This is a genomic window from Nocardioides sp. (assembly GCF_024509035.1).
Classification (GTDB): Bacteria; Actinomycetota; Actinomycetes; order Propionibacteriales; family Nocardioidaceae; genus Nocardioides.
On the sequence record NZ_JANINT010000029.1, the window covers coordinates 1 to 12855 of the forward strand.

General features: G+C 74.0%; 8 protein-coding genes and 1 pseudogene. 4 read left to right on the forward strand and 5 right to left on the reverse strand.

Features of this window, described 5'->3' with window-relative positions:
* Positions 1-55 precede the first annotated feature (55 nt).
* From Q0L15_RS02910 to Q0L15_RS02925, 4 genes are all read right to left on the reverse strand, one after another.
* A complete protein-coding gene (locus Q0L15_RS02910) occupies positions 56-931 on the reverse strand; it encodes an NUDIX domain-containing protein (protein WP_296602113.1) in 876 nt (291 codons plus the stop codon).
* An 8-nt stretch (positions 932-939) separates the two neighbouring features.
* Positions 940-2184, reverse strand: a complete 1245-nt coding sequence (locus Q0L15_RS02915) for a geranylgeranyl reductase family protein (RefSeq protein WP_296602115.1) — start codon at positions 2182-2184, stop codon at positions 940-942.
* Positions 2185-2407: 223 nt separating this feature from the next.
* Entirely contained in the window at positions 2408-2623 is a 216-nt protein-coding gene (locus Q0L15_RS02920) for a hypothetical protein (RefSeq protein ID WP_296602117.1), read from the reverse strand.
* The gene (locus tag Q0L15_RS02925) at positions 2620-3156 is read right to left on the reverse strand and encodes a DUF4232 domain-containing protein (RefSeq protein WP_296602118.1); all 537 of its coding nucleotides are present in this window, start codon (positions 3154-3156) and stop codon (positions 2620-2622) included. Before Q0L15_RS02925 ends, Q0L15_RS02920 begins: the two co-directional genes overlap by 4 nt.
* Before the next feature lie 128 nt (positions 3157-3284).
* Here Q0L15_RS02925 and Q0L15_RS02930 point away from each other — a divergent pair, with 128 nt between their 5' ends.
* Genes Q0L15_RS02930 through Q0L15_RS02945 form a run of 4 tightly spaced genes read left to right on the forward strand, consistent with a single transcriptional unit; the run spans position 3285 to position 10598 of the window.
* Positions 3285-6371: a hypothetical protein gene (locus Q0L15_RS02930; RefSeq protein ID WP_296602120.1), complete on the forward strand. Its 3087-nt coding sequence runs from the start codon at positions 3285-3287 to the stop codon at positions 6369-6371.
* Positions 6368-9007 carry an FtsX-like permease family protein gene (locus Q0L15_RS02935; protein WP_296602122.1) on the forward strand — a complete coding sequence of 880 codons (2640 nt, stop codon included), beginning with the start codon at positions 6368-6370 and terminating at the stop codon, positions 9005-9007. The genes Q0L15_RS02930 and Q0L15_RS02935 overlap by 4 nt, the downstream gene beginning before the upstream one ends.
* The gene (locus tag Q0L15_RS02940) at positions 9004-9894 is read left to right on the forward strand and encodes an ABC transporter ATP-binding protein (protein WP_296602124.1); all 891 of its coding nucleotides are present in this window, start codon (positions 9004-9006) and stop codon (positions 9892-9894) included. Before Q0L15_RS02935 ends, Q0L15_RS02940 begins: the two co-directional genes overlap by 4 nt.
* Positions 9891-10598, forward strand: coding sequence for an ABC transporter ATP-binding protein (locus Q0L15_RS02945; protein WP_296602126.1), 708 nt, complete (start codon positions 9891-9893; stop codon positions 10596-10598). Before Q0L15_RS02940 ends, Q0L15_RS02945 begins: the two co-directional genes overlap by 4 nt.
* 93 nt (positions 10599-10691) lie before the next feature.
* Here the strand turns inward: Q0L15_RS02945 and Q0L15_RS02950 are convergent.
* Positions 10692-12855 (reverse strand): annotated as a pseudogene (locus Q0L15_RS02950) (DNA-directed RNA polymerase subunit beta'); the annotation flags it as partial.

Sequence of the window (12855 nt, forward strand, 5' to 3'; positions counted from 1 at the left end):
CACCTCGGCCTGAGCACCTCGGCCTGAGCACCTCGGCCTGAGCACCTCGGCCTGATCAGCGGGCCCGGAGCGCCTCGAGGACGAGATCGAGCACCGGCACCTCGCCGCTGAGGACCCGCGCCCTCGGGACCCAGGCCACCTCCGCCGAGGTCCCGCCCTGCTCCGAGAGGTGCGGGTCGGCGTCGGCAGGCACCTCGGCGGCGAACACCATGGCCACCGCGTGGAAGTCCTCGTAGCGCCCGGACGGGGCGGTGCCGCTGAAGTGGTCGTCGTGCACGGCGACCAGCTCCCCGACCTCGCACTCCACGCCCGCCTCCTCGCGCACCTCGCGGACCACGGCGGTGCGCGGAGCCTCGCCGTGGTCGACGCCCCCACCGGGGAGCGTCCACGATCCGGTGTGGAAGCCACGGTCGGAGATCCGCACCAGCAGCACCGCGTCGTCACGCTCGATCAATGCGTAGGCACCCAGTCGCTGGTGACGGAACGGCCGGTGGTCGGCGACCGCCTCGAGCACCATCGGCACCACCGGGACGGCCCCGTCCACCACGTCCGCGGTCGGCTTCCAGGCGGCCTCGACCGTGGAGCCGTCCACCTCGACCACCCGCGGCTCGGGCGCATCGATCGGCACCCAGCCGTCGTAGACGATGCGCAGCGCGTGGGCGTCGACCCGACGGCCGTCACGCCACACCCCCGGGAGGTGGGCGGAGTAGACCCGGGCCGTCTCGCCGACGACCGCGTGCAGCCCGGTCTCCTCGTAGATCTCCCGGATGACCGCGTCACGGGGGTCCTCCCCGTGGTCGAGACCCCCACCGGGCAGCGTCCACAGCTCCTCGGAGGTGATGCTCGGAGACAGGCGGCTGAGGAGGATGCGGCCGTCACGGATGATGACGGCGTACGCCGCCACCCGCTGCCGCTTGGGAAGCCCGGCCACAGCTCGCCTCAGCCGAACGGCGGGCGGTCGTCCAGCGCGATCGAGCGGCGCCCCGCCCAGCGCCAGACGCGCGCAGCGCGGTCGCGGTCCTCGTCGGTCACCAGGTTGCCCATCCACCGCAGCGCCAGGGTCATCAGCCAGTCCGAGCGCATGCCGGCCGGACCGAGGGTCGGCAGCAGCTTGGGCACGGTGACCAGGCCGGCCAGGCGACGGGCGATCGAGAACGACTCGCCGTAGTGCTCGCGCAGCAACGCCGGCCACACCGACTCCAGGCTCGCCCGGTCGGTGCGCTCGGCGAGCAGCTCGGCGACCAGCCGCCCCGTCTCGAGGCCGTAGTCGATGCCCTCGCCGTTGAGCGGGTTGACGCAGGCCGCCGCGTCGCCGACCAGCGCCCAGTTGGCGCCGGCGACGTGGGAGACCGCGCCGCCCATCGGCAGCAGGGCCGAGGTCGGCATCCGCAGCTCACCGGAGAGCCGGAACTCCTCGCGCCGCTGGTCGGCGTAGTGCGCCATCAGCGGCTTGATCGCGATGTCGGCGGGCCGCTTGGCCGTCGCCAGCGTGCCGACGCCGACGTTCACCTCGCCGGTGCCCAGCGGGAAGATCCAGCCGTAGCCGGACAGCACCTTCCCGTCCTGGCCGCGCAGCTCGAGGTGGGAGCTGATCCACGGGTCGTCGGACCGCGCCGAGGTCACGTACGAACGGCCGGCGACACCGTAGACGGTCTCGCGGTGCCACTCGCGGCCGAGGACCTTGCCCAGCGGGCTGCGCACCCCGTCCGCGACGACCAGCCGGCGGCACGCGATCTCCTCGGTGCCCGTGGCGGTCTTGAAGACCACGGCGCTGACCCGGTCGCCGTCGCGGTGTACGTCGACGGCCCGCATGCCGTCGACCGCGACCGCGCCCGCCTTGATCGCGGTGGTGCGCAGGTGGTCGTCGAGCTCGGTGCGGGCTACGGCGGAGCCCCAGTCGGGCAGCGTCCCGCCGGGCCACGGCAGGTGCAGGGTCTGGCCGAAGCCGTGGGCGCGCAGGCCCTGGTTGACCGTGTGCGCCCGCAGCCAGTCCTCGAGCCCGAGCCGCTGCAGCTCGCCGATCGCGCGCGGGGTGAGCCCGTCGCCACACGTCTTGTCGCGGGGGAAGACGGCCGCATCGGCCAGCACCACATCGAGTCCGGCGCGCGCCGCCCAGGCGGCAGCCGCGGACCCGGCAGGGCCGGCGCCCACGACGAGGACGTCGGTCTGCGCGGGAATGCTCACGCCTCACATTCTTTCAGGCGGGGTGCCTGGGAGGGGAATCGAGGGTCCGGCTCCTCGGAGTCTGCTGAACGAGACGGGCGAACGCGAGCGGCGTCCGGTGCGTGCGGTGGCAAGGCTGCCGAGGGAAGGCGTGGCGGGCCACGTCGACCGAGGTGAACGCCGCCAACGCTCCACCGGTCGTCGCGCAGCCGCGCGGATTGTTCAGCAGACTCCTAGGGCATGACTAGGCGCCCTGCTCGCCCTCGGGAGGGAAGCGCGGCTCGGCCTCGTCGTAGCCCTCGGAGTCGGTGAACATGCCGCGCTCCACATCGAAGTCGCGGTCGGTGTTGTCGACCTCCGCCTCGTCGGGGCGGTTGTCAGGGTCGAGCCGCTCGCGCCGCTCGGCCTCGACGTCCTGGTCAGGTGGCTGGTCGTCTGCACCCTGGGGGGTTTCGCTCATGGTCGACGGTAAGCCTTGTGGCTCAGGAGGTGAACCCTCGTGTTGCGGCATCCCGTCGTGGGGTGCTCGACGTACTGCGAGGCCGTCTCGTCGGGCAGGTAGACCCGGAACCCGTCGACCTCGGCCGGACGGCACCGGTGCCGCGAGTAGACGGTCGCGTCGACCTCCGAGACGGCGCTGACGACCTTCTGACCGGGATGCACCAGGATCGAACGGACCCTGCTGGGGGTGCGCTCGGCGGCCGCCCCGACCTGGGTGCCGTCGCCACCGCCGACGTACGACAGGCCGCCGAAGCCACCCGTGCGGCACGCGTGGTCGGAGACGTTCGTCAGCACGATCCGGCCGTACCGGTGGCTCATGGCCGCATCGGTCGCGTGGTACGACGCGCGCAGCTCGGCGTTGGTGCAGCGCCCGATGACCTGGGTGGTGGTGCGGGCGCCGGCGTGGGTGGTGGCCTGGGCGGTGCTCGCGGGAACGAGGAGGCCGGCCGCGAGGGCGGCCAGTGCGAGAGTCGTGTGCAGCGTCTTCTTCATGCTCCTGGGATGCCGGGGGCGACCGCGAAGTTGCCGCACCCGCGCATCGACGGATGTGAGCGTTCCCATGACGGCGGATCGGATCTACCCTCAGGCTGTCGGAGTGATCGAAGATCGCGGGGGCCTGCTTGCTCGGCACTAGACGGACTCGGGTCCACGGGCCCCTCCTCGCGGCGTTCCTCGGCGCCGCGATGCTCGTGTGCGGGATCGCAGTGGCGGTCGTGGCCCAGGTCGAGTCCGCCGTCGACGACGGTGCTCGGGCGGTGGCCTCCCAGCACGCCGGCGCCGACCTGGCGCTGCGGGTCTCCCTCATCCTCGGCGACGACCCGGCGCGCCAGGACGCCCAGGTGCGTGCCGCGCTGGCCGACTCGTTGGCGGGCCTGTCCGCCCCGTTGACGGTGGACCGCAGCGTCGCCGGGGAGGCCATCGTGACCGTGCCGCGCTCGGCCGGCGGGTCGGGCGAGCAGCGCGCGGTGAGCGTCGTGAGCCTCGGCGACCTGCCCACGCGTGCCGACCTCGTCGCGGGTGCGTGGGGTGCCGACGAGGGCGACGTGGTCGTCCAGGCCGACGCAGCGGACGAGCTGGGTCTGCAACCAGGGACGGAGGCCGTCCTCGGGGGCGTACGCGTCCACGTGTCCGGCACCTGGCGGGCACGCGACCACCTGGACCCGCTCTGGCTGGGCGACCCTCAGGTGGAGGTGGGCAGCGACGATGGCCGGTTCGGGCCCGTCGTCGTCGACGAGAGCCGGTGGCCGGAGCTCGAGGCCGAGCCCCGGGCGCGCTGGACGCTCGTGCTCGACCTCGACGACGTGACCGCCGCCGACCTCGACGCCGTCACCGCTGCTCGCAACCGGCTGGCCTTCGACTGGGCCGGCCGCGTGGACGGGGCCGAGAGCCTGCAGGTCGACGGCCGGCTGCCGGACGTCGCCCACGAGGTGGCGCTGCGGACCGACGGGCTCCGCTCGGTGGAGCCGGTCGTGCTCCTGCTCCTCGCGGTGGTCGGCCTGGTGACGCTGGCGGCGCTGGCCCGGCTGTTCGCCGCCACGCACGCCCAGGAGCTGTCCCTGCTGTGGGCCCGAGGCGCGTCGTCGGCCGCGCTGTCCCGGTCGGCGGCGATCGAGACGGCGGCCGCGGCCGCTCTCGGCGGCATCGTCGGCGCCACCGCCGCGGCCACGGGCGCCGCGGTGCTCGACCCGGGGCGGTCGCCGTGGCGGACCATCGTGGTCGCAGGGGCGATCGCCGTCGCCGCGGTGGCGGCGGCCGGATCCACCCTTGCCGCCGCGCAGGTCCGCCGGAGCGCTGAGTCGCACGCCTGGCGCGGACCGACCGGCCGCGCCGGCCGGCTGGTCGGTCCCGGCCTGGTCGTGCTGGTCGCGGCCGGGGCGGCGCTCTCCGTCTGGCAGCTGCGGTCCTACGGGTCCCCGGTCACGGTGGGGGCTGACGGGGCCCCCGCCGTGGACCCGGTGGCCGTGGCCGCCCCCGCCGCACTGCTCGTCGCCGTGGTGCTCGTGGCCCTGACGCTGTTCCCGGCCACGGCCACGCTCGCCGAGCGTCGGGCCGGCGGCGCCGATGCCGACGTCACCCGTCTCCTGGCGGCTCGTCACCTCGCCCGCCGGCTGGTCCCGGTGACCGCACCTGTGCTCGTCGTCGCGATCGCCGTCGCGACGTTGGTCAGCGCCGCGTCGTACAGCCGCACGTGGGCCGACGGGTTCGACACGACCCGGCAGCTGCGTGCCGGGGCCGACGTCCGCGTCTCGACCGGCGACCCCGGCCCGACCGCCTCCACGCTCGACGCGATCGCCGATCTGCCGGAGGTCACCGCTGTCGCCCCCGTCGGGGTGCAGCTCGGTGGCGAGCTCGGCTCCCTGCTGGCGGTCAGTCCGGCTGCCCTGGACGTGCTCGGTCGCGGGTTCTCCGACGCCGCCGAGCGGCACCGGGTCGCCGAGGCGCTCACGAGCCGTACGTCGGCACCAGAGCTGCCCCCCGGCGCCACCGCTGTCCGCGTCGTGCTGGAGGCGGCCGGCCTGGCCACCCCACCCCGGGTCACGCTGGTGGTGGCCGACCCGGCCGGCGCGCTGCGCAGCGTCCCCCTCGACCCCGCCCGGCACTCGGCGGCGGGCACGCTGACCTACACCGCTCCCCTGCCGCCGGACGTCTCGGGCCTCGAAGGCCCGAGCACGATCGTCGCCGTCGACCTGGACGTCGACGCGCCCGCACGAGCGAGCAAGGACCCGGCGCGCGTCGGTCTGGTGGGCATCGCGACGACGGGCCACGAGGGCGAGGTCGCCCTGGAGGACGAGACCTGGACCGCCCAGCTCCCAGGCGACGTGGAGCTCCCGCTCGCGCCCGGGCCGAAGGCGCCCTCGGGGGACGTCCTCCTCGACCCCTCGGTGCGCCAGGTCCGCCTCAGCCCGTCGTTCGCACCCGGGGGTCCCGACGGCCCCGGCGTCCCGGTCGTCCTCTCCCGGACCCTCGCGGACGGCCTCGACCTGGGGGTCGGCGACGCCGTCGAGGTCGCGATCGACGGCACCTACGAGCAGCTGCACACCACGGTGTCGGCCGTCGTGCCGGCCGTGCCCGGAGCTCCCGAGGAGGCCGCGGCGATCGTCGACCTCCGCGCGGTCAACCAGGCCCTGCTCTACGACCAGGAGGTCGTGGCTGCCCCCACCGACCTCTGGGTGGCCACGCCTGACCCCGAGGCCGTGACGGCCGAGCTGCGGCGCCTGCTGCCGGCCAACAGCACGATCGACACCGCCACCGACGCCGCCGGCCGCTCGGTGCTCGAGACCGGCTCCCTCATGTGGTGGTGGGGCGCGGCCGGCTGTGGCCTGCTGGCGCTGCTCGCGCTCGACACCGTCGCACGGGGCCAGCTGCGCTCGCGACGAGGCGACGTCGCGGTGCTCCGGGCCCTGGGTCTCTCGGTGCGCGGCCAGCGGCGGCTCCGCGGGCGGGAGCTCGCATGGACCGTCGCCTTCGGCCTGGTCGCGGGCGTGGTGGCCGGCATCGCTGTCGCGCTGCTGGTCGTTCCGCAGCTGGCCCGAGCGGCCGTGCCCGAGCCCTACCCGACGATCGCGACCGACCTGGGCATCGACCTCCCGGGGCTGCTGGCCGGAGCCGTGCTGCTGCTCGGTGGCCTGGCGGCCGGCGTCGCGGCGTACTCCTGGCGCGTCGGCGTCGCCGCGCGGGAGGCCGGCGGACCGGTGGGCGAGCGATGACGCGCCGGTCCCGGACGGGCGCACCCGGACTCCTCCAACGCCACCTGTCCACCGGGGTGCGTGCCTCGATCCTCGTGGCGCTCCTCGTCGGCGTGACGGTCGCCGGTGTGGCCCTCGCGCCTCGCGCCCTCGCCCGCCTCGGTGACCGGGAGCTCCGGCACGCCCTGGAGACGACGTCGGCCACGCAGCTCGACCTGGCGGGCGTCGGCCAGCCCGGCGCGCAGGCGTACGCGCAGGGGCTCGACGGGCCTTACGCGCACGCCGCCCTGGTCATCGGCAACATCCGCCAGGCGCTGCCGCTGCCGCTGCAGGACCTGGTGGGCGACCCGAGCTGGCTGGTGCGCACGCCGGCCGTGGGCGCGACGGCTCCGCCGGGCGCGGACGTCGACCTCCACGTCCGCCTCGGCATCGACCTCTCGTGGCAGGAGCTGGCCCGGCCGGTCGAGGGCGAGCTGCCCCCGACGTACGACGGGCACGGCCCGATCGGCATCGCCGTGCCCCGAGCCCTGGCCGACCGCGCCGGTCTGCACGTCGGCGACCGGCTTTCCGCCGAGCCGGGGAGGCTGCTGGTGACCGCGATCGTCGACGTCGTTGACCCCGAAGGCGGGTACGCCGCCCACGCCGGGGACCTGGTGACCCCCACGGTCACGATGCCGTCGTCGCCCGACTTCCCGCCCACCGTCACCGGCACGGTGCTGGTCGAGCCCGACTCGGCCCGCGCGCTCGAGGAGCTCCTGGCCTCCGGGACGCTCACGGGGTGGCTCCCCGTCGACGGCTCGCGGGTGTCCTACAGCGAGGCCGACGCGCTCGTGCCCCAGGCCCGCAGGCTCGCGAGCACGCCCGTCGACCTGCCCGAGGGTGGCCGGCTGGGACTGCGCACCGGGCTCGCCGATGTCGTCGAGCGCACGAGCGACCGCATCGACGCGACGTACGCGCTGTTCGCCCTCGCGTTCTCCGGCCTCGCCGGCGTGCTCGGTGCGGTCTTCGCGCTCGGGGTGCAGACGATCGTGGCCCGCCGCCGCCCCGCGCTCGCCCTTGCCTCTGCGCGCGGCGCCGGCGAGGTCCAGGTGCGGGGCGTGATGGTGCTCGAGGGCGTGCTGGTCGCGCTTCCCGTGTCGGCGTTCGCCATCTGGGCCGTCGCCTCCCTCGCGCCTGCGGCCGTCGGCCCGGTCGGTCGGGCGCTTCCCTGGGCGGTCGCCGCTCTGGTCCCGGCGCTCTTCGGAGTTCTCACCAGCACGCGTGCGCTGCGTGAGCCGCGCCAGGACCTGCAGGTGCGCACCCGCAGTCGGGTGCGCTGGGTGCTCGAGGTCGGCGTCACCGCCCTCGCGGCCCTCTCGCTGGTCACGCTGGACCGCCGCGGCGTCGTCGAGTCGAGCCGCGCGGTCGGCATCGACCCCCTCGTGGTGGCCGCGCCGATCCTCCTGGTGACGGCGGTCTGCGTCGCCGCACTGCGCATCTACCCCTGGCCGCTCTCGTTGCTGCAGCGCTCCCTGCGATCGCGTCGCGGCGCCGTGGCGGTCCTCGGCACCGCGCGGGCTGTGCGCCAGCCCGCACTGGGCTTCGCGGCCGCGCTGGCACTCGTCGTCGGTCTCGCGGTCGTCACCTTCTCGGCGGTGATGGCCTCCACGGTCCGGTCCGGGTTGGAGGACTCGGCGCGCGAGACGGTCGGTGCCGACGTCCGGCTCTCGGCCACCGGGTTCGACGAGCGCGACGTGGACGCCGTACGTCGGCTCTCCGGGGTCGACGAGGTCGTCCGGCTCTCCGTCCGCTCGGGGGTCGAGCTCGACCTCGGGCGCACCGCTCACGTCGACGTGGTCGTGGCCGACACCGACGCCCTCCACGCCGTGCGGCCCGACCTGCCCTCGTTGGCCGGCGGCCCCGGGCTGTCCCTGCTGCTCGGCACCGACCGTGCGGAGCACACCGGTGACGTCACCCTCGACGGGAGGCCGGCCGAGCTGACCGGGATCGTCGCCCGTGAGCTGCTCCCCGGCCTCGAGAGTCGGTGGGTGCTCGTCGACGAGTCCGCACTGCCTCCGCGGGTGGCGCGCGGGGACGGGAAGCGCGAGCAGCTGCTCGTCCGGGTGGCCGCCGGGTCCGACAGCAGCGACGTCGCCGATCGGGCCGCCGCGATCGCGGGCCGGGACGGCGTGGCCGTCGAGGTGGCCGACGTCGCGGACGAGCTCGACCTGGCGCGGTCCTCCCCGCTGGTCGGCGGGCTCCAGCCGGCACTCCTGGTCGCGGCGCTCGCCGCTCTGCTGCTCACGCTCGTGACCGTCGTGCTGGCCTCGCTCGCGGCCGCCCGCTCCCGCCAGCAGCTGATCGGCGTCCTGCGCATCCTCGGGATGTCGCGGCCACAGCTGCGCGGCGTGGTCGCGTGGGAGCTGGGGCCGATCGCCGTCGTCGCCGTGGTCGTCGGCACCGCGGTGGGGCTCGCCCTGCCGCGCGTCGTCACCGATGCGCTCGACCTGCGGCCCTTCGTCGGCGGCAGGACGCCGCCCGCACCCGTGGTCGAGCCTGCGCTCGTGCTCGCCGGCGTGGGGGCGTTCGTCGCGGTCGCGGTCCTCGCCGGTCTCGTTGCCGTCGCGGTCGGACGCCGGGTGGCGCCCGCCGCCACCGTGAAGATGGGGGAACGTTGAACGCACAGCCAGCACAGATCGAGTGCACCGACCTGGTGCGGATCTTCTCCGCCGAAGGTGTCGAGGTGCAGGCGCTGCAGGGCCTCACGCTGCGTGTCGACCGCGGTGAGCTCACGGCGATCGTCGGCGCGTCCGGGTCGGGGAAGTCGACCCTGCTCACGATCCTCTCCGGGCTCGACGTCCCGAGCGCCGGCTCGGCCCGGGTCGCGGGCCACGACCTGCTCTCGATGGGGTCGCGCGAGCGCACGGCGTACCGTCGCCACACCGTGGGCTTCGTCTGGCAGCAGACCGCGCGCAACCTCCTGCCCTACCTCACGGCCGCGGAGAACGTCGCGATGGCGCTCGCGGTCGCCCGCTCGCCGCGCCGCGGGCGGACGGCTCGGGTCGACGAGCTCCTCGACCTGCTCGGCGTCGCGAGTGTCCGGGACCGCCCACCCGCCCAGATGTCGGGTGGCCAGCAGCAACGGGTGGCGATCGCCGTCGCGCTGGCCAACGCACCCGAGGTCCTCTTCGCCGACGAGCCGACCGGCGAGCTCGACGAGGCCAGCTCCCAGGGCGTGTTCGACGCGTTGCGCGACGTCAACGAGCGCCTGGGCGTGACCGTGCTGATCGTGACCCACGACCAGCGGGTCTCCCAGCAGGTGCGCCGGACGGTGCAGATCCGCGACGGGCGGCTCTCGACCGAGGTGCTGCGCAGCACCCGCCTCGACGAGCACGGCGTGGAGCGCCACCACGCCGAGGAGTACGCCGTCCTCGACCGGGTCGGCCGGCTCCAGCTGCCGCAGGAGTACCTCACCTCGCTGTCGTTGAAGGACCTCGTCCGGCTGGAGCTGGACACCGACCACGTCAAGGTCCACCCCACCACCGGCGAGGAGACCCCGTCGTGACCCACCTCCTGAGCTCCACCGCGGACCAGCCGCTCGCGCTGCGCTGCGAGGACCTCACCCGCACCTACGGTGCCGGCGACACCGCCGTGCACGCGCTCCGGCAGGTCTCGCTCGCGGTCCCGGCCGGCGAGCTGCTCGTGCTCCGGGGCCCGTCGGGCTCGGGCAAGACCACGCTCCTCAACCTGCTCGGCGGCCTCGACCGTCCGACCTCGGGGCGGGTGTGGCTCGGCGAGAGCGAGGTGACCGCCGCGTCCGAGGCCGAGCTGACCGAGCTGCGACGCCACCGCATCGGCTACGTGTTCCAGTCCTTCGCGCTGCTCCCCGTTCTCTCGGCTGCCGAGAACGTCGAGCTCCCGCTGCGCATCCGCGGTGTTCCCGCCGCCGATCGCGAGGCCCGCGTCGCCGAGCTCCTGGAGGTCGTGGGCCTCGCGGCCCATGCCAACCAACGCCCGGCCGAGCTCTCCGGCGGCCAGCAGCAGCGGCTGGGCATCGCCCGGTCCCTCGCCAACGACCCGAGCCTGCTGATCGCGGACGAGCCCACCGGCCAGCTCGACAGCGTCAACGCCGAGGCGATGATGTCGCTGATCGCGGCCCTCGTGCACCAGCGGGGCGTGGCCGCCGTCGTCTCCACCCACGACCCGCGGATGGCGGTGTACGCCGACCGGGTCCTCGACCTCCACGACGGCCGCCTGGCCACCGAGTGATCCCCGGAGCGCCGAGTCGGCGCGTGACATAGGGCCGGAAGCGCACAGGACCCCCGCCCACAGGGGGCGGGGGTCCTGCGCTGACTGACTAGATCAGTTCTGGTACGACCCGAAGTCGAAGTCGTCCAGGGCGACGGCCTGGCCGGTGCCGTTGCCGAACTCGTAGTCGTAGGAGTCGTAGCCGGTGACGGAGTACGCCGCCGCGCGGGCCTCCTCGGTGGGCTCCACCCGGATGTTGCGGTACCGCTCGAGGCCGGTACCGGCCGGGATCAGCTTGCCGATGATCACGTTCTCCTTCAGGCCGCGCAGCGAGTCGCTGCGACCGTGGATCGCCGCGTCGGTGAGCACCCGGGTGGTCTCCTGGAAGGAGGCCGCCGAGAGCCACGACTCGGTCGCCAGCGAGGCCTTGGTGATGCCCATGAGGACCGGACGACCCGAGGCCGGCTTGCCGCCCTCGGAGACCACGCGCCGGTTCTCCTCCTCGAACCGCACCCGGTCGACCAGGTCGGACGGGAGCAGGTTGGTGTCACCGGACTCGATCACCGTGATCCGGCGCAGCATCTGCCGCACGATGATCTCGATGTGCTTGTCGTGGATCGACACACCCTGCGAGCGGTACACGGCCTGGACCTCGTCCACCAGGTGCTCCTGCGCCCGGCGCACACCGAGGATCCGCAGGACGTCCTGCGGGTCGGGGGTACCGACCGTGATCATCTGGCCGACCTCGATGTGGTCGCCGTCCGCGACGAGCAGGCGGGACCGCTTCGAGACGGGGTACTCCTGGACCTCGGAGCCGTCGTCGGGCGTGATGAGGACCTTGCGCGCCTTGTCGCTCTCCTCGATGGTGACCCGACCGGCCGCCTCCGAGATCGGCGAACGACCCTTGGGCGAACGGGCCTCGAAGAGCTCGACCACACGGGGCAGACCCTGCGTGATGTCGTCGGCCGAGGCCACACCACCGGTGTGGAAGCCGGTGGCCAGCGAGCGGCCGTAGCACTTCGCGCAGGTGCCGGTGCGGGCGTCACAGGTCAGCACGGAGCGGACCTTGACCTCCTCGACGCCGGCCGCGATGAGCTCGCCGATCTTGACGTCGCCGAGGTCCTCGCCCGCCGCGACCAGGACCTCGCCGGTCTCGGGGTGGGCCACGTCGACCGCCGAGGTGCGGGCGTACGCCGCGGTCTCGGCGTTCTCGGCCTTGACCACGACGCCGTCCTCACGGCGCTCACCGATCCGCTTGGGCAGACCGCGCTCGGTGCCACAGTCGTCCTCGCGGATGATGACGTCCTGGGAGACGTCCACCAGACGACGGGTCAGGTAGCCCGAGTCGGCGGTCCGCAGTGCGGTGTCGGCCAGGCCCTTGCGGGCACCGTGGGTCGCGATGAAGTACTCCAGGACCGTCAGGCCCTCGCGGAAGTTCGACTTGATCGGGCGCGGGATGATCTCGCCCTTCGGGTTCGCCACGAGGCCACGCATGGCGGCGACCTGCCGGATCTGGTTCATGTTTCCGGAGGCGCCCGAGTCGACCATCATGTAGATCGGGTTGGCGCGGTCGAAGTTGCCCTCCATCGCCTTCCCGACCTCGTTGGAGGCCTGGGTCCAGATCTCGATGAGCTCCTGACGGCGCTCCTCGTCGGTGACCAGGCCGCGCTCGAACTGCTTCTGGACCTTCGCGGCCTGAGCCTCGTAGCCCGACAGGATGTCGGCCTTGTTCGCCGGGGTCGTCACGTCGTCGATCGACACGGTGACGCCGGAGAACGTGGCCCACCGGAAGCCGGTGTCCTTGAGCGCGTCGAGCGACGCGGCGACCTCGACCTTGGTGTAGCGCTCGGCCAGGTCGTTGACGATCGCACCGAGGGCCTTCTTGCCGACCTCGTAGTTCACGTACGGGTAGTCGGCGGGCAGGGTCTCGTTGAACAGCGCGCGACCGAGGGTGGTCTCCAGGGTGATCGCCTGGCCGGCCTCCCAGTCGGCGCCGAGCTCGAGCGGCGGCACGATGTCGGTGAACCGGATCTTGACCTTGCTCTGCAGCGAGATCTCACCCCGGTCGAACGCCATGATCGCCTCGGCCGGCGACGCGAACGCCCGGCCCTCACCCGGCTGACCCTCACGGTCGGTGGTGAGGAAGAACAGACCGATGATCATGTCCTGGGTCGGCATGGTCACCGGACGGCCGTCCGACGGCTTGAGGATGTTGTTGGTCGAGAGCATCAGGATCCGCGCCTCGGCCTGGGCCTCGGCGGACAGCGGCAGGTGCACG